This window comes from Gilliamella sp. M0320, from assembly GCF_016101635.1.
GTDB classification, from domain to species: Bacteria; Pseudomonadota; Gammaproteobacteria; order Enterobacterales; family Orbaceae; genus Gilliamella; species Gilliamella apis.
In genome coordinates this window covers 85468-104102 of sequence record NZ_JACFQD010000001.1, presented here as the reverse complement: position 1 = coordinate 104102, position 18635 = coordinate 85468, and the positions used below count along the sequence as shown (strand labels likewise).

Genomic DNA, 18635 nt, shown 5'->3' with positions numbered 1-18635 from the left:
GCCTGCGTAATTTTTGCGAGTTAAACAAAATCTGCGTACAATAGCAATTTTATAACTGTAATAGTGATTGTTAATGCTGATTGCCCATGTAGCCTTACCGGTACCCCTTTATCAACTGTTTGATTACACACTTACGACGCAGGCTGAAATTGGTATGCGCGTTAAAGTGCCATTTGGTAAGCGAGAAATAATTGGAATCATCGTTAAAATTGATCAGCAAACAACTTTTGATATCGAAAATTTAAAACCTATTACCGAGATTATTGATACAAAAAAAATCTTTCCTCAACCAATTTGGCAATTATTAAATTGGGCAACCAGTTATTATCATTTTCCGATTGGTGAAGTAATATTTCATGCTATGCCGATCCTACTAAGACAAGGTCGACCCGCCATCAAAGATAGTATAAAACATTGGCAATTAACACCAAAAGGGCAACAAATTGATTTAAACCTATTATCACGAACACCAAAACAAAAATTATTAGTATCTTCACTCAAAAACAACTGTTTGAATGAAAGTGAATTTAGTTCGAATATCTATCAAGAATTACAGAAAAAACAGATTATCGAGCTTGTTTATCGCCAACCTGATAAAATTTGTTGGCAGACAAATTATTCAACCAACAAAGCACCGATCCAATTAAATCATGAACAATTAAATGCAATCACTACTATTAATAAACAAAACAAACAATTTGGTGTATTTTTGCTTGATGGTATAACTGGTTCTGGTAAGACGGAAGTTTATCTAAATATTATTTCTGATGTTTTAGCTCAAGGAAAACAAGCTTTAGTATTAGTACCTGAAATTGGTTTAACACCGCAAACTATCAAACGTTTTAAACAACGTTTTAATGCACCAATTGATATTTTACATTCAGGCCTTACTGATAAGGAACGTTTAGATGTTTGGTTAAAAAGTAAAGATGGTGACAATGCTATCGTCGTAGGTACACGATCAGCACTTTTTACTCCATTTCAAGATTTAGGTATTATTATTATTGATGAAGAGCATGATAGTTCTTATAAACAGCAAGAAGGCTGGCGTTATAATGCCAGAGACTTAGCAATCATCCGAGCAAAAATTGAAAATATACCTATTATTTTAGGATCGGCTACGCCCTCTCTTGAAACCATTAATAATGCCCAAAATCATAAGTATCAACAGCTCAAGCTTACACAACGAGCAGGTAATGCCAAATTAGCAAAACAATCTATTTTAGATATTCGCGGTATGGCTCTAACTTCTGGACTTTCCCAGCCATTAATTGCCCGAATAAAAAAACATTTAGATAATAATAATCAAGTTATGTTGTTTCTTAATCGTAGGGGATTTGCGCCATTAATCATTTGTCATGATTGCGGTTGGATTGCCGAGTGCCCACGTTGTGATCGACCTTATACCTTTCATAAAAAACAAAATAGACTAATTTGTCATTATTGCGATACACCTAGAAATATCCCACAACAATGTCCTAAATGTGGTTCGACACAATTACTACCGATTGGATTTGGAACAGAACAACTAGAAAAACAACTCAATATATTATTTCCGAATATAAAAATCACTCGTATTGATCGTGATACCATAACCAAAAAAGAGGCATTAAACACTTATTTACATGACATCCAAAAAGGCGGTGCTCATATTTTAGTTGGTACGCAAATTCTGGCTAAAGGACATCATTTTCCCGATGTTACATTAGTTGGAATAGTGGATGTTGATGGCGCTCTATTTTCAAGTGATTTTAGAGCCACAGAAAGATTTGCACAAATATATACCCAAGTGTCAGGACGTGCTGGTCGGGAAACAAAAGCTGGCGAGGTTATTCTACAAACTTATCATCCAGAACATCCATTATTAAATATATTACTAACGCAAGGTTACCAAGCATTTGCCAAACAAACCTTACAAGAACGTAAGCAAACATTATTACCACCATTTAGTTACCAGGTGCTAATTCGTGCCGCTGATCGTAATAATCTACAAGCACCAAAATTTTTACAGCGTATCCATGATTGGCTAAAAGCAAATTATAATCAAGATTTATGGCAACTTGGGCCTATACCTGCAAGCCAACCGAAAAAAGCGGGCTATAATCGTTGGCAATTACTCTTGCAACATAGCAACCGACAAGTATTACAGCAAATATTAGATAACCTTCTTATAGTTATTGAACAGTGGAAAGATACATCAAAAGTAAGATGGAGTATTGATGTTGATCCGATTGATAATTAAACATCTCTTCCAACAGGTAACCAGTTGGAAGAGATTAAATTTATAATGTAATTTTTCCTATATTTTTATCTAGTGTTGCTTGACCAATACCTGAAACCTCTTTTAACTGCTCTATAGAAATAAAAGGACCAAATTTTTCTCGATATTCAATAATCTTCTGAGCCTTACTCATACCAATACCAATTAACCCTTTAGTTAACTCTTCAGCTGTTGCTGTGTTGATATTAACTTGAACAACTTGTTTTTGTACCTCTGTGGTAGTGGTTTCTGATTTTGATTCTGCAAAACTGAAAGTTGAAAAAAAGAAGCTTGAGAATAAAAAACATAATATTGTAAAAATTTTCATTTGATTAACTCCAAAATAATTATGCAAGTAAATTTGCAAGTTAACTATCTCATTAAGTTAATAAAATGAATTTTACTATTAATAAAAATGCGAAAAGCCACTTAAGTGGCTTTACTTTAATTACAGCGAATATAAATTTATTTCGATCTCAATCACATATTCGCATCAGGCATTATTTCAATTTTTGATTTAGAACGAATATCATCACGAAGATAATAATAAGTATCATCAACGAATAATGGTAATAATTCTGATGAAATATCTTGATACTCTGTTGGTGTATCTACTTTAGTTAATGCAACAATATAAGCAGTATTATTTTCTAAAAATTGTGCTCCATAAGTCACAGATTTAACACCTTTAATCGGTTGCTCTAAATTAAATACCATATCGACAACCTGTTTATCTAAATTGGTTGAGTCTCTATTTAACTCATACCTTTGACTTAATCTAATTTTATCAGATTTACCAGTAGTATTTAATTCAGCTAATAAATTTTCAACATTAGATTTAAAACGATTATCAGATATATTCTTAGTTAACTGTTGTTTAATTGTATCTTTAACTTCATCAAATGGTGCTATCCCTTCAGGACGATTATCAGTAACTTGAATTACAAAATCATAACTACCTTGTTTTCTTTCAATTGGAATTAAATCAGACATTTTATGAGTTAACTGACCATCAACTATCATTTCTTCACTAAAAACTAAATCGCTTATTTCAGGATGAATCATGATTGAAAATGGATCTTGATAAGTTGTCCAATCAGTCGTATTTACAGTAAGCCCTGTTTTTTCAGCTAACTCCTCAAGAGATTTCGGTGATTCACTTAATGCAACTTTAATTTTATCTTCAATTGCATTGAATTCTTTTTGTATTTTTTGATTAGCTATGTTTGCTCCAATCCTAGCTCTAACTAAATCAAGATCCATACTTTTACTTGGCTGTATACCATCTAACTTAATTATTGCAAACCCTTCATCGGTAGGTATCGGTGTTGAAATTTGGTTAATTTTTTTTAAATTTGCTTTTTTAAATACTTCAGGTAAAGAATTATCTTCAGCAAACCAACCTAATGAACCATTTTTACCATAAGCTGACATATCATTATTTGTATTCAGCATTTGCGCAATTTGTTCAAAATTAGCACCTGTAGCCAATTCTTTAGTAATTTTATATGCTTGTGCTTTATCAGTTACAAAAATTACACTAAAAGCTTTTTGCGCTGGATAACTATATTCATGAATATTTTTATTATACTCTGCTTTAACTTCATCATCACTGATTTTAACTGATTGAGCAATAAGATCTTTAGAATTATAAATATATTTAATTTTTACACGTTCTTTTTTGTGAAAATTATTTTTATGCTCATCATAATATTTTTGTTCGTCAGCTTCAGAAATATTTATATCTTTATTATCATCAATTGATGAATCAATTACCGTCGCATAAATATTTCTCGTTTGATTTTTTAATAATCCTATTTCTGAATCAGATGGTAAAACAAAACTCGATTGTACTAATGCATCCATAACTTGTTGTTGTTGTAATGACGTTTTTAATATTTCAGCATAACTATCAGGAGTGAAACCATTTTCAGCCAGTAAATCTAAATAGTTCTGATTATCAAATTTACCGTCTATAAAGAAAACTTTTTGTTGTTTAATATAATTCTTTATATTCTCATTACTGATGGCGGTATTAATTTTATCTGCAAACTGATAAGCTAAATAATTATCTATTTGCTGAGCTAAAATATTACGACGCAAGATTTTGATAAAAGATGCATCACCAGTAGTTTTTGCTAAGGATTGTTTGACTTGATCTTCAAATCCTGCACGACTGATACCTTCACCATCAACTTTAGCAATATATAATTGTTCATCGTTGGCACTATTACCACTACCACCAAAACCTAAAAATCCTACGCCGGTAAAAATAAAACATAAAATAATGATTGCAAAGATTATTTTAACAACAACACTATTTGCTGCTGTTCTAATTGTTTCCATCATAACTGGCTATTCTCCATACACCTGAATTTTAATTTCGCAAGTATAGCATATTTGCTAAAATAGGCTATTATTCAATTAAAAGTCGATAAAAAAAGTCAACACACGGTTGACTTTTTCATTCATAAAACTCAAAAACATTAGCTAATAGGTTTATAATTTATTTATATTTTTGCTAGATTTTACGCTATCTTTTCTTCTTTTAGCTTTTCCTATTACAGGTTCAATACCAAATGGATTGTTTTGTAAGGCGATAGTTAATACTTCATCAATCCATTTTACTGGTTTAATTTCGATTTCAGATTTCACATTATCTGGAATATCTTCAAGATCTTTGACATTATCAATAGGAATCAATGCTGTTTTTATACCACCTCTATGCGCAGCTAATAATTTTTCTTTTAATCCACCAATTGGTAATACTTCACCTCGTAAGGTTATTTCACCGGTCATTGCAACATCAGAACGAACAGGATTACCTGTTAAGGTCGAAACCAACGAGGTGCACATCGCAATACCAGCACTTGGACCATCTTTAGGTGTAGCTCCATCAGGAACATGCACATGTATATCACGTTTTTCATAAAAATCGTTATTGATACCAAGTTTTTCTGCTCGTGAACGAACAACAGTCAGTGCTGTCTGAATTGATTCTTGCATCACATCACCAAGAGAGCCGGTGTAAGTTAATTTCCCCTTCCCAACTACACTTACCGATTCAATTGTCAATAAATCGCCGCCAACTTCAGTCCAGGCTAAACCAGTAACTTGACCGATTCGATTTTCACTTTCTGATTTGCCATAATCAAAACGTTGTACACCTAAAAAGTCTTTTAGATTGTCTTGGCTAATATTCACTTTATGTAATTTACTATTTAAAGCCAATTGTTTAACTACTTTACGGCAAATTTTAGCTATTTCTCTTTCTAAACTACGCACACCAGCTTCACGAGTATAATAGCGAATAATACCAATGATAGCAGAGTCATCAATATCTATTTCTTTGGCTTTTAAGCCACTGTTAGCGATCTGTTTAGATATTAAGTGTTGTTTAGCTATATTTAATTTTTCATCTTCAGTATAACCAGACAGTCTAATGACTTCCATCCTATCAAGTAACGGGGCTGGGATATTCATTGAATTAGCCGTTGCCACAAACATTACGTCAGATAAATCATAGTCTACTTCTAAATAATGATCATTAAATGCATTATTTTGTTCTGGATCTAGTACTTCAAGCAATGCAGACGCTGGATCACCTCGCATATCAGAAGCCATTTTGTCGATTTCATCTAACAAAAATAGTGGATTTTTAACTCCAACTTTAACCATACGTTGGATTAATTTACCTGGCATGGATCCAATATAAGTTCTTCTATGGCCACGAATTTCCGCTTCATCACGAACACCACCTAAAGCCATACGCACATATTGTCGACCAGTTGCTTTTGCAATAGATTGGCCTAGAGATGTTTTACCAACCCCTGGAGGCCCAACTAAGCATAAAATTGGACCTTTTACCTTATTAACTCGCCCCTGTACAGCTAAATATTCCAATATTCTGTCTTTTACACGCTCAAGCCCATAATGATCTTTATCTAAAACCTTTTGTGCAGCTTGGATATCTTTTTTTACTTTACTACGTTTATGCCAAGGCAACTGTAGCATCCAATCGATATAACCTCGAACGACAGTTGCTTCAGCTGACATAGCCGGCATCATTTTAAGTTTATTAAGTTCGGATAGCGTTTTTTCCTTGGCCTCTTGAGGCATTTTTGCCTTGGAAATTTTTAAGTTTAACTCTTCAAATTCATCAGGTTTATTATCTATATCACCTAGTTCTTTATGGATTGCTTTAATTTGCTCATTCAGATAATACTCTTTTTGAGCCTTTTCCATCTGTTGTTTAACTCGCTGACGAATATTCTTTTCTACTTGCAACAAGTCTATTTCAGCTTCCATTAATGAAATAAGTAATTCAAAACGTTTTTCTAAATCAGCAGTAACCAAAATATCTTGTTTTTGCTCAACTTTTATAAATAAGGTTGCGGCGATGGAATCCGCAAGTTGTGATGGTTCTTTTATAAGATGAATAGAATCAACAACTTCTTGTGTTACTTTTTTATTAAGTTTGGCATAATCATCAAAGTTTGACAATAGTACTCTTGTCATTGCTTGATTGATTTTATCTGTTTTTTTCGACTCTTTTAATGGTTTGATATCAGCTATTAAAAAGTCATCCTCTTTTCGTTCAACTATATCACCTATCTTAGCTCGAGTAACCCCTTCAACCAGTACTTTCACAGTTCCATCTGGTAATTGAAGTAATTGTAAGACATTAGCTACTGTCCCCACTTCATATAAATCTTCAACATTTGGTTCATCTTGAGAAGGATGCTTTTGCGTAACAAGAAAAACTTGCTTATCCATTTCCATTGCACTTTCTAAGCAACGAATTGATTTATTTCGACCGACAAAGAGAGGAATCACCATATGAGGAAATACAACAACATCACGTAATGGTAAAATAGGCATAATCATTTGTTTAGTTTGTTTTGTCTTCATTTTATTCTCTCGGTAGTACAAACTTATCTGTCTTATATTGGGGCCATTTTAAGATATTCAAGCTTATCCTTTGATGTTTTAAATACGGTAAGTGCTCTTTCAAAGCACATCCGTATCTTAGCGAACTGAACATTAACTGCGATTTGTCTGCTTAAAAAGACATATTGGTTTATCTATTAAGCTGACAATTCTGTATTTCCACTATAAATTAATTTAGGTGATTGCAACTGTTCAACAGTTTCTTTATCAACAAGGACTTTTTTTACATTATCCATTGATGGTAAGTCATACATTGTATCTAACAATATATTTTCCACGATTGAGCGTAATCCTCTAGCACCTGTTTTGCGTTTCATCGCTTTTATGGCAATTGCCTCTAAAGCCTCTTGTGTGAATTCTAGTTCTACACCGTCTAATTCTAATAATGCATTAAATTGTTTAGTTAAAGCATTTTTAGGTTCAGTCAATATATTGACTAAAGCATCTTTATCTAGTTCCGATAAAGTTCCAATGACAGGTAATCTACCAATAAATTCAGGAATTAAACCAAATTTGACTAAATCTTCTGCTTCAATTTGCGCTAGTAATTCAGACTCTGTTGCTTTATTTTTGCTACTTTTTACATCTGCACCAAAACCAATACCAGTATTGGTAGAAACACGATTTTCAATAACTTTATCTAAGCCACTAAAAGCACCGCCACAAATAAAGAGAATCTTTGATGTATCCACTTGTAAAAACTCTTGTTGTGGATGCTTACGCCCACCTTTAGGAGGAACCGATGCTACTGTTCCTTCAATTATTTTTAACAATGCTTGCTGTACCCCTTCACCAGATACATCTCGCGTGATAGATGGATTATCTGATTTTCTTGAGATTTTATCTATTTCATCAACATAGATAATTCCTCGTTGAGCTTTTTCTACATCATAATCACAACTTTGTAATAATTTTTGAATAATATTTTCAACATCTTCACCAACATAACCTGCTTCGGTTAAAGTTGTTGCATCCGCCATAGCAAAAGGAACATCTAAAAAGCGCGCTAATGTTTCAGCTAATAATGTTTTACCACTACCAGTTGGACCTATTAATAAAATATTACTTTTACCTAACTCTACATCACTACGTGTAGAATAACTACGCAAGCGTTTATAATGATTATAAACAGCCACAGATAATACTTTTTTTGCTCGTTCTTGACCAATGACATATTCATCAAGATGGTCACGTATTTCATGAGGAGTTGGCAATGGTTTACTTATAAATTCTTCATGAGAAAGAAAATTTTTGGTCTCTTCTTTTAAAATATCATTACACAAACCAATACATTCATTACAAATATAAATAGATGATGGCCCAGCAATTAGTTTACGGACTTCATGCTCACTTTTACCACAAAAAGTACAATAGAGTAATTTTTCTGAGTTTTCTTTATCCACTTTTTTCCACCTATTTAGTTTTAAGATCGTTTACTGTATATGGCGTCAACCAATCCATATTCAACTGCTTTCTCAGCTGACATGAAATTATCACGATCTGTATCCTTCTCAATTACACTAATATCTTGTCCGGTATGTTTTGCCAAAATATTATTTAATCGACTTTTTACCTGTAATATTTCTTGAGCATGAATTTGAATATCAGATGCTTGGCCTTGAAAACCACCCAAAGGTTGATGAATCATAACACGTGCATTCGGTAAACAGTAACGCTTACCTTTAGTTCCTGCGGTCAAAAGTAGAGATCCCATTGAGCATGCTTGTCCTAAACAGATAGTACTTACATCTGGTTTTATAAACTGCATTGTGTCATATATAGCCATACCAGCAGTTACAACTCCACCAGGAGAATTAATATATAAGTAAATATCTTTTTCAGGATTTTCTGCTTCAAGAAAAAGCATTTGAGCTATTATTAGATTCGCCATATTATCTTCAACTTGTCCAGTCAAAAATATAATTCTTTCTTTTAATAGTCGTGAGTAAATGTCATAAGCTCTTTCTCCTCGAGAGCTTTGCTCAACAACCATTGGAATCACACTCATGCATGGTTCTAAAGGCATTTTCATCTCCTAATTAAACAAAATAGCCCAAACAGTTAATCCTTATTTGGGCTTTATAGAAATTTTTAACTAAATAAAATAACAAATTGCTTATGCAACTTGCTGATTCATTAATTCAGAAAACGAATAGGTTTTCTCTGTTACTTTAGCACTAGCTAATAATAAATCAACTACTTGATCTTCTAGCGCAACAGAACGGATATTATCCATTGCTTTCTTATCTTTGTGGTAATAATCTACTACTTCTTTTGGATCTTCATAAGCTGTTGCAATTTCATCGATTAATGATTGAACTTTAGTATCATCAGCTTGTAATTTATTGCTTTCAATAATTTCACTAAATAGCAATCCAACTAATACTCGACGTTTTGCTTCTGCTTCAAATAACTCTTTAGGAAGATCCATTGCTTGTTTAGCATTACCACCAAAACGAGTTACCGCTTGTTGACGTAACACATCAACTTCACGATCAATTAAAGCCGCTGGCACTTCAATATCGTTATTTTTAACTAAACCATCAATAGCTTGTGATTTAATTTTATTACGAATTGTAGCATTAAGTTCACGTAACATATTTTTGCGCACTTCTGCACGTAAACTATCAACAGTTCCATCAGCAATACCAAATCTTTTAACCACATCTTCAGTAAGTTCTGGAAGTTCAAGTTCTTCAACTTTCTTAAGTGTAGCAGCAAATACCGCAGGTTTACCTTTTAAATTTTCAGCATGATAGTCATCTGGGAAAGTAACATTGATATCAAATTGATCACCGGCTTTATGACCAATAATTGCATCTTCAAAACCAGGAATCATACGACCTTGTCCTAAAACAAGTGCAAAATCATCAGCTTTACCACCTTCAAATTCATCACCGTCAACTTTACCTAAAAAGTCGAGAGTAACACGATTTTGTTCTTTAGCTTTTTGTTCAACAACTTTCCAAGAACCCTGTTGTTTACGTAAAGTTTCAATCATTGTGTCAACATCTGCATCAACAATTTCGGCAATCGGTTTTTCAACTTCGATCTTATCTAAATCTTTAATTTTGATTTCAGGATAAACTTCAAACTCAACAGTAAATGTATAATCTTCACCATCTTTATATTCTTTTGGAGTATATACAGGTGCACCAGCTGGGTTTAATTTTTCTTGAATAATAGCATCGACAAAATTACGTTGCATTAAATCGCTTAAAGCATCCTGTAAAATAGAAGCACCATAGCGTTGTTCAACAATTTTTAAAGGAACCTTTCCTTTACGAAAGCCATCGATACGAACTTTTTTTGCAGTATTTAAAAGTTCTTTATTAACCGCTTTAGTGATATCTTCTGATTTAATAGTAATTGATAAACGACGACCTAAACCTTGTGTTGTTTCTACCGAAACTTGCATCTTTATACCTCGAAATTATTAAATATATTTGCTCATAATCATATTATAAACAATAATTGAGCTAATTAATTTTACAAAATAGGAAAGCATTATACCGACCGTAATCGACTACGTCGAGATATTTAACTGCTTCTTCTCAAGTGCTTTCAAACGTTTATTCATTTCATCAATATGTAATACTAATGAAGCTGTTTTACGCCATACTTTATTTTGTTGTAAAGGGATTCCCGATGAATATACACCAGGTTCGGTAATTGGGCGCATTACCATTCCCATTCCTGTCACTGTAACTTGATCGCAAATTTCCATATGTCCATTAATGACGCTAGCACCGCCAATTAAACAATGACGACCAATAGTTAAACTTCCTGCCATGATTACACCACCGGCAACAGCAGTATGATCACCAATAATATCGTTATGAGCTATTTGACATTGATTATCAATAATAACACCATTGCCGATAACAGTATCATCTAGAGCACCACGATCTATGGTTGTTGATGCACCAATTTCAACATTATTACCTATTACTACTCGACCTAGTTGAGGAATTTTTATCCATTTACCTTTATCATTAGCATAACCAAATCCATCTGCACCTATTACAGTTCCTGATTGGATTAAGCAATTTTCACCAATAACACAGTTATGATATATAGATATATTAGCCCATAGTTTAGTGCCTGCTCCAATAACTGTATCCTTACCAATAAAACAACCGGCACCGATAATACAATTATCACCAAGAACTACACCACTTTCAATAACAGCATTAGCTCCAACAGCAACATTGTTACCTAATTGCACTGTAGGATCGATAACTGCTGAATCAGCAATTTCTTTAGCGGGTAAAGGAGTTGTATCCAAAATTTGGGCTAATTTTGCATAACATAGGTAGGGATTTTTTACTATTAAAGCTGCCCCATTCCAATACTTAAGACTTTCTTCAGTCATGACAACAGCAGATGCATTACAGCTAGATAAATTATTTTGGAATTTCTTATCGGACAAAAAAGTTATTTGGCCTTCGGTGGCGCTTTTCATTGATGCCACACCAGTGATGATTAATTCACCATCACCGTGTAACGTAGCACCCAACTGTTCAGCTAATTGCTCTAAACGAAAAGCAAACATTAATTTTTAACCTTTTCCAAAACTTTATTTGTAATATCAACAGCATCTGAAGCCGATAAAGTTGCTTCAGCTTTTAATATTAAATCATATTTTTCTTCTTCAACAATTTTTTTAACTACTTCTTGAATTTTAGTTAATAATTTACTTGCTTCTTCAGTTTCTCGTTTACGATAATCATTTGAAAACGCTTTTGCTTTATTTTCAAAATCAGAAATAGTTTTATTCAATTTTGTTTTTTCAGAAGAAGATAAAGTTAAACCATCTTTCTTTAAACGTGCTGCCGCATCATTAGCTTTCTTCTCTTCTTGCTGTAGTGTTTTCGCTCTAGCTTCGAATTCTTTATCTAAAGCCTTTCCAACTGTTTCTCGTTGCGGCATTTGTTGTAATACTGACATAACATCAATAACACCAATTTTAATTTCGGCATTCGCTGCACCAGTAAAAAGTAATGCAACACTAAGGCCAAGAACAGATATAATTTTTTTCACTTTATTCACCTATATATTTTAGTTATTCTCAACTTGGTATTACCATGTTGAACCTATATTAAATTGAAATTGTTGCGCTGAATCACCATTATATTTCTTAAGTGGTTGTGCATAAGAAAATACCAATGGACCTAATGGAGACATCCATTGAACAGCAAGACCAGCTGACATTCTAATATCTGATGGGGAACTATAATCAGGAACATTTTTTCCTTTTAGATCCCATTCCGTATCCCAAACAGTACCGGCATCAAAAAATACTGATGTTCGAATACTATCGGCATATTTTTCACTGGCAAATGGTGTTGGAACAACCAATTCTGTGCTAGCAAATGCTAAGGCATTACCGCCAATCGCATCTTTAGATTTTTCACATCTGGATGTATCATTTAGTGTTCTACAACCATATTTATCAAAATATACTGCTTTAGGACCAACAGTATTTGATTTAAAACCACGTAAAACAGTTGAACCACCAGCATAGAAGTTTTCATAAAATGGTAACTCTTTACCACCAAATCCACCGCCATAGCCTAATCGACCTCGTGCTAGGAACACCCAATTATGATCTCCGTCAATTGGATAGTAATAAGATGCATCAGTAACCATCTTATAGTATCGATTATCAAAGACAGGTGCTGTCGCTTTTATATTTGCAGTTACTTTTAGACCATCAGTAGGAAAGTACCCCCGGTCTAACGAGTTATATGTCCAATAAGCATTTAATAATAGATCGTTGGTATCATATGAAAAAGATTTACCTTTATTTTCCATATTTTCACCCATGGATTCAAAATAGCGCCACATATTATATTGCGCATTCATATCAGTTAATCGATGGTTAGCAAATTCTGTGCCAAAGCGGAGAAAATTATTTTCACTTATTGGGAAACCTAAATTAGCTGTAGCGCCCCAAGTTTTACTTGAATATTCTGATTCATCATCATCGCTATCAGTTTTATAAGTATTGTAATAAACACTACCGCCTAAACTGACACCATCAACCGTAAAATATGGGTCTACTATCGATATCGATGCTGTCTTATCATTGCTAGTAGTATTAATATCAAAAGAAACACTGTTACCTGTGCCTAACCAGTTATCTTGTGAAATACCTGCATTAAAACTGACACCACTATCAGAACCAACACCAATACCAAATTTAATACTACCTGTATTTCGCTCGGAAACTTTATAAATAATATCAACTTGATCATCTACTCCCGGAACACGTTCAGTATTTGCTTCTACCGAATCAAAAAATCCAAGTCGATTTAAACGATCTTTACCTAGTTCAACCAAACCATTACTTAACCATGAGCCTTCCATCTGACGAAGTTCACGACGAACGACACTTTCACTAGTAATTGTATTTCCGACAACCTTAATATTACGGACATAGAAACGTTGTCCAACATCAACTAATACTATTAATTTAACGGTATGTGATGCATCATCCATTTCTGGTTGAATAGCTACTTGTGGGTAAGCATAACCAAAATTAGCTAACAAACGTTTAACATTATCTTCAATATCAGTAATTTTTTTACCATTATAAAGTTCCCCAACAGTCAGTTTTTCTTTGGCTATTTTGGTTATTGCCTCTTTATGACCAGCAAAGTTACCTTTAAAATCCAATTCTGATAATTTATATTGTTCACCTTCATGGATGTTAATAGTTACATAAATACCTTTTTTATCTGGCGTTAAACTAACTTGTGTAGATTCAATATTGAAACGTGCATAACCTCGATTTAGATAAAAACTTTGCAATTCATCTAAGTCAGATGCTAATTTTTGTTTTTGATATTTACGATCACCTAACATATTCCACCAAGGAACCTCATCACGTAATGTAAAACGAGAAATCAGTTCTTCTGATGAAAATGCTTTTGCACCAACAATATTGATTTGATCAATTAACGCCGATTTACCTTCAGCAATAACTAATTTTAGATCAACACGATTACGAGATAATGGCGTAACTACAGCTTTAATTTGAGCATTATATTTACCAACACTGTAATAAAAATCCTCTAAACCTTTTTCAATACCTGAAAGCATAGTGCGATCTAATGCATCACCTTCTCGAATACCAGTACTATCTAAATTCTTCTTCAACATATCATCTTTGACAGATTTATTGCCAGAGAAAGTAATGCTAGCAATAGTAGGACGTTCTTGCACATGTACAATCAATCTATCACCATCTCTTGATACGGTTATATCATCAAAATTACCACTTGAGTAAAGAGATTTAATAATACGGCCTAAGTCAGCTTCATTTACATAGTCACCAACTTGGATTGGCATTTCAAGCATAGCTGCGCCAACAGTTACACGCTGTAGCCCCTCAAACTTGATATCTTTAACCACAAAATCATCAACACAAAATGCATTGGAACTATATACTGCTGTAGTACTAAACAGCAAAGATGCTATAAGTAAGTTTTTTATTTTCATCGTATATATTTATAACCTCATCCCATTACAATCGTAAAATATCATTAAATAGTGCAATTCCCATTATTACCATTAATAAAACAAATCCGATACGAAAAAAACGCTCTTGTGCTTTATTTGATAAGGCATTTCCTTTTATTCCTTCAAATAATAAAAAAAGAAGCTGCCCGCCATCTAACATTGGTAATGGAACAAGATTGATTACACCTAAGCTTATACTAATAAAAGCCAGAAAATATAAGTAAGGAGTAAAACCATAACTTGCTGTTTGCCCTGCGCTTTTTGCTATTGTTATCGGTCCTGATAAGTGCTTAAGACCAATAACACCTGTTACTAATTGATAAAGAGATCGAACTGTTAACTTTGTTGTTAATATAGTTTGTTCCATCGCCTTGTCAAATCCATTTAAAAAACTATACTGCTTAATTACCGAATCAGATGTCGGATAAAATCCCGCAACCCCCTCTCCATTTTGATTTATTTTGGGTGTCAGCGTCAGATTGATATCTTTACCATTACGATCCACTTTCAATACCATGATTTCGGCTTTTTTTATTGTATTCGCAAAATCACTCCAATTTGTATATAAGTGATCATTATAACTGATAATTTTATCACCAACTTGCAAACCAGCTTGTTCAGCAGCCGAATCTGTCACAATTTTACTCACAATTGGATAAATTTCCAACTGTTTAGGTATAAAACCAAAAGCTGTTATAGCAGAATCTTTCTCAATATCAAAATACCAATCGTTAATATTAACATTTTTAATGATTTCTTTTTGGTTACTATCACCATTAGAACTATCAATATATGTAATATTAACGTTTTGATTGCCTAACGCAGTAATTAATGCAATATTTACATCATTCCAACTATAAATTTTTGTATTATCTATCATTTTTAACTCTGAATTAGCTGGAATGTTCAATGTTGCAGCCGGAGTTAAAGGTATAACATTTTTTACTTTAACGGGGTACTCAATGACCCCCATCAAAAAAATAATCCAATAAATAAGCACTGCTAAAACAAAATTGGCAAATGGACCAGCAAAAATAATTGCTGCTCTTTGCCATAGTTTCTTTTTGTCATAGGCAAATTTTTCAAAATTGGGAGCTAATTCACTAGCTCGACTATCAAGCATTCTAACATAGCCACCTAGTGGAATCATAGCAATAACTAACTCTGTTCCACTTGAAAACTTATGCGCCCATATTTTTTTTCCAAACCCAATCGAAAAACATTCAACATGGACCTTGCATAACCTAGCCACATAGAAATGTCCAAACTCATGTACAGTGACTAATATACTGATAGTAATGAGAAATAATAACAGTGACCAGAGCAAAATCAATAACCTTTTAAAGTAAATGTAAAGATAGTGCTGCAAATATTGGAACTGCAGCAGTTAAACTATCAATCCGATCTAAAATACCGCCATGTCCAGGAATAATATTACCACTATCTTTAATGCCTGCTTCTCGTTTAAACATACTTTCAGTTAAATCACCTAATACTGAAACTAAAATAGCTAACAAAGAACTCAATATAAAAGTTATGAAACTAATTTGGAAATAACCGGTTAAATAAACAAACACACTAATCAAAATGGCTGAGCTAATCCCACCTAAAAAGCCCTCTATTGTTTTCCCTGGTGATACTTTTGCTGCCAATTTTCGTTTACCTATCGCTCTACCAACGAAATATGCACCGGTGTCGGTTGCCCATACTAACACAAATACATATAGCAACCAAACAGCACCTGTATAAGTATTAAATATATAATTAATTGACCTAAGCTCAATCATACCGACAAAGAAAGGAAACAGTGTAAAAAAAGCAAATAATAATTTAATAATCAGTGAATTAGACCAGTATTTTACTGACTTTGGATAACCAATAACCAATAAAAATGCAACTAACCACCAAATAATCGATAAACAAATTATATAATTAAATAATCTATATTTTATTAATGCTGTATTTGGAATTAGATAAACTAAACTTAATAACATTACAACAGAAAATGTAAAAACAATTTTATGTAATGGTTTAGTCATAGCTAGAAAATTAGTCCATTCCCATGCAGCTATTCCACAAACAGCGATAACTAGATAAGAAAATATTGATAATGGCGCAAAAAACAAGGCAATAATTACCAGTGGAATAAGTATTAGTGCAGTTAGAATACGGTGAATTAACATTAAATTTCCTCATTTTGAACACCGCCGAAACGTCGTTCTCTAGTATTAAATACGTCTATCGCTTCATCGAAGGATATTGAGTTAAAGTCAGGCCAAAGTGTGTCGGTAAAATAGAATTCTGCATAGGCACTTTGCCATAATAAAAAGTTACTAATTCGATACTCACCACCAGTACGTATAACTAATTCAACTTCAGGCAAATCACTCATGCAAATGGTTGTGGCAAAACTATCCTCATTAATATCTTCAAGTTTTATCTCTCCTTGCAAAACTTTAGTCGTCATTTTTTGTGCTGATTGTACAATATCCCAACGACCACCGTAATTAGCCGCAATATTGAGAATAAGGCCGGTATTATTTTGTGTTAAGCATTGAGCATCAATAATCAGTTTTTGAAGATGTTCATTAAACTTTGAAATATCACCAATAATATTTAAACGAACGTTATGTTTATTTAACTTTTGGATTTCTCGATTTAAAGCATAAATAAAAAGTGATATTAAAGCTGAAACTTCATTTGATGGTCGCTTCCAATTTTCACTACTAAAAGCATATAAAGTTAGTACTTTGATATTTAGTTTTGCTGCATGAGTGACAATTTTACGAACTGCTTTTAAACCAGCTCGATGACCAATTGCCCTTAATTGATTACGTTGTTGAGCCCAGCGACCATTACCATCCATTATAATAGCAACATGATTTGGGATGTATCTTTGTTGTGTCATTTAATATCTCGTAATATCTCAATCATTTTAATCATAATTTCGATAATCAACGGGTACCATAAACCACAATTGTTTTGCCATGTGCTGAAATCAAATGTTGGTCTTCAAGCATTTTTAAAATTCTACCCACTGTTTCACGTGAACAACCAACTATTTGACCGATTTCCTGACGGGTAATTTTGATTTGCATGCCATCTGGATGGGTCATTGCGTCAGGCTGTTTGGTTAAATTCAATAAGGTTTGTGCAATTCGTCCAGCAACATCTAAAAAGGCTAAGTTGCTCACTTTTTCTGATGTCACTTGTAATCGACTTGCCATTTGACTAGCGAGACGCATTAAAATATCGGGATTAACTTGTACAAGCTGTTTAAATTTTTTATAAGAAATTTCAGCCACTTCACAACTTGTTTTCGCTTTTACCCAAGCACTACGCTCTGTTCCTTCTTCGAAAAGACCTAATTCACCTAAAAATTGATTTTGATTTAAATAAGACAAAATCATCTCATTACCTTCATCATCTTTAATTAATACAGCAACAGATCCTTTCAAAATATAATAGAGAGTTTCGGCTTTTTCTCCTTGATGAATAAGGGTACTTTTAGCTGGATATTTATGAATATGGCAATGAGATAAAAACCATTCTAATGTTGTATCTGATTGCTGTTTACCAATCATTATTCCGTCCTCTCCATTCAATTACTACAATGACACTATAACAAAGTTACACAATAAATCATATACTCAGTAAAACGATTTTAATCATTATTTAATAATTTTGATATCAATTGTTTCATGTAATTCAGACCAAAAAATTGCGGCAGTTCCATTAATTAAATGAAGTTTTACATCATTGACTTTATCTGCAAGTGTTTTTTCCTGCATACCATAATCGGTACCTTCTCGTAAAACAAAAGATTCAATAAGATTATTTAATGTTTGAGGATCAAGAGTCTGCCAAGGAATAATCATGGGTGTAATTATCGATTCGA

The 18635-nt window shown here is 33.1% G+C and carries 15 protein-coding genes; 1 reads left to right on the top strand and 14 read right to left on the bottom strand.

The window, feature by feature from the left end:
* The first annotated feature begins 73 nt into the window (after positions 1-73).
* Positions 74-2242, top strand: coding sequence for a primosomal protein N' (gene priA / locus H3T83_RS00450; RefSeq protein WP_198214800.1), 2169 nt, complete (start codon positions 74-76; stop codon positions 2240-2242).
* Between the two features lie 40 nt (positions 2243-2282).
* Here the strand turns inward: priA and H3T83_RS00445 are convergent, their stop codons facing one another.
* The 14 genes from H3T83_RS00445 to H3T83_RS00380 all read right to left on the bottom strand — a co-directional run bounded on the left by H3T83_RS00445 (position 2283) and on the right by H3T83_RS00380 (position 18615).
* A complete protein-coding gene (locus H3T83_RS00445) occupies positions 2283-2588 on the bottom strand; it encodes a helix-hairpin-helix domain-containing protein (protein ID WP_198195779.1) in 306 nt (101 codons plus the stop codon).
* A 152-nt stretch (positions 2589-2740) separates the two neighbouring features.
* A complete protein-coding gene (locus tag H3T83_RS00440) occupies positions 2741-4609 on the bottom strand; it encodes a SurA N-terminal domain-containing protein (protein WP_198214799.1) in 1869 nt (622 codons plus the stop codon).
* A gap of 150 nt (positions 4610-4759) precedes the next feature.
* A complete protein-coding gene (lon, locus tag H3T83_RS00435) occupies positions 4760-7171 on the bottom strand; it encodes an endopeptidase La (RefSeq protein WP_198214798.1) in 2412 nt (803 codons plus the stop codon).
* 176 nt (positions 7172-7347) lie between these two features.
* On the bottom strand, positions 7348-8613 hold the full coding sequence (gene clpX, locus H3T83_RS00430) for an ATP-dependent protease ATP-binding subunit ClpX (RefSeq protein ID WP_065614377.1): 1266 nt from the start codon (positions 8611-8613) through the stop codon (positions 7348-7350).
* Positions 8614-8633: 20 nt separating this feature from the next.
* The gene (clpP, locus tag H3T83_RS00425) at positions 8634-9236 is read right to left on the bottom strand and encodes an ATP-dependent Clp endopeptidase proteolytic subunit ClpP (RefSeq protein ID WP_174565253.1); all 603 of its coding nucleotides are present in this window, start codon (positions 9234-9236) and stop codon (positions 8634-8636) included.
* Positions 9237-9326: 90 nt separating this feature from the next.
* Entirely contained in the window at positions 9327-10628 is a 1302-nt protein-coding gene (gene tig / locus H3T83_RS00420) for a trigger factor (RefSeq protein ID WP_198198461.1), read from the bottom strand.
* 108 nt (positions 10629-10736) lie between these two features.
* Entirely contained in the window at positions 10737-11765 is a 1029-nt protein-coding gene (gene lpxD, locus H3T83_RS00415; RefSeq protein WP_086320410.1) for a UDP-3-O-(3-hydroxymyristoyl)glucosamine N-acyltransferase, read from the bottom strand.
* The gene (locus H3T83_RS00410) at positions 11765-12253 is read right to left on the bottom strand and encodes an OmpH family outer membrane protein (protein ID WP_034903430.1); all 489 of its coding nucleotides are present in this window, start codon (positions 12251-12253) and stop codon (positions 11765-11767) included. Before H3T83_RS00410 ends, lpxD begins: the two co-directional genes overlap by 1 nt.
* A gap of 39 nt (positions 12254-12292) precedes the next feature.
* Positions 12293-14716 carry an outer membrane protein assembly factor BamA gene (gene bamA, locus H3T83_RS00405; protein ID WP_065650804.1) on the bottom strand — a complete coding sequence of 808 codons (2424 nt, stop codon included), beginning with the start codon at positions 14714-14716 and terminating at the stop codon, positions 12293-12295.
* Between the two features lie 25 nt (positions 14717-14741).
* Positions 14742-16064, bottom strand: a complete 1323-nt coding sequence (gene rseP, locus H3T83_RS00400) for an RIP metalloprotease RseP (protein ID WP_232351095.1) — start codon at positions 16062-16064, stop codon at positions 14742-14744.
* A gap of 13 nt (positions 16065-16077) precedes the next feature.
* Positions 16078-16920, bottom strand: coding sequence for a phosphatidate cytidylyltransferase (locus H3T83_RS00395; protein ID WP_086320413.1), 843 nt, complete (start codon positions 16918-16920; stop codon positions 16078-16080).
* On the bottom strand, positions 16920-17645 hold the full coding sequence (locus H3T83_RS00390; protein WP_034903310.1) for an isoprenyl transferase: 726 nt from the start codon (positions 17643-17645) through the stop codon (positions 16920-16922). Before H3T83_RS00390 ends, H3T83_RS00395 begins: the two co-directional genes overlap by 1 nt.
* A gap of 46 nt (positions 17646-17691) precedes the next feature.
* Positions 17692-18324, bottom strand: a complete 633-nt coding sequence (gene crp, locus H3T83_RS00385; protein WP_034903327.1) for a cAMP-activated global transcriptional regulator CRP — start codon at positions 18322-18324, stop codon at positions 17692-17694.
* 84 nt (positions 18325-18408) lie between these two features.
* The gene (locus tag H3T83_RS00380) at positions 18409-18615 is read right to left on the bottom strand and encodes a YheU family protein (protein WP_065614372.1); all 207 of its coding nucleotides are present in this window, start codon (positions 18613-18615) and stop codon (positions 18409-18411) included.
* Positions 18616-18635 lie beyond the last annotated feature (20 nt).

Bases quoted from the DNA above. Each gene is read 5' to 3' on its own strand.
- priA (WP_198214800.1), top strand. From the start codon at position 74: ATGCTGATTGCCCATGTAGCCTTACCGGTACCCCTTTATCAACTGTTT.
- H3T83_RS00445 (WP_198195779.1), bottom strand. From the start codon at position 2,588: ATGAAAATTTTTACAATATTATGTTTTTTATTCTCAAGCTTCTTTTTT.
- H3T83_RS00440 (WP_198214799.1), bottom strand. From the start codon at position 4,609: ATGATGGAAACAATTAGAACAGCAGCAAATAGTGTTGTTGTTAAAATA.
- lon (WP_198214798.1), bottom strand. From the start codon at position 7,171: ATGAAGACAAAACAAACTAAACAAATGATTATGCCTATTTTACCATTA.
- clpP (WP_174565253.1), bottom strand. From the start codon at position 9,236: ATGCCTTTAGAACCATGCATGAGTGTGATTCCAATGGTTGTTGAGCAA.
- tig (WP_198198461.1), bottom strand. From the start codon at position 10,628: ATGCAAGTTTCGGTAGAAACAACACAAGGTTTAGGTCGTCGTTTATCA.
- lpxD (WP_086320410.1), bottom strand. From the start codon at position 11,765: ATGTTTGCTTTTCGTTTAGAGCAATTAGCTGAACAGTTGGGTGCTACG.
- bamA (WP_065650804.1), bottom strand. From the start codon at position 14,716: ATGAAAATAAAAAACTTACTTATAGCATCTTTGCTGTTTAGTACTACA.
- H3T83_RS00395 (WP_086320413.1), bottom strand. From the start codon at position 16,920: ATGTTAATTCACCGTATTCTAACTGCACTAATACTTATTCCACTGGTA.
- H3T83_RS00390 (WP_034903310.1), bottom strand. From the start codon at position 17,645: ATGACACAACAAAGATACATCCCAAATCATGTTGCTATTATAATGGAT.
- H3T83_RS00380 (WP_065614372.1), bottom strand. From the start codon at position 18,615: ATGATTATTCCTTGGCAGACTCTTGATCCTCAAACATTAAATAATCTT.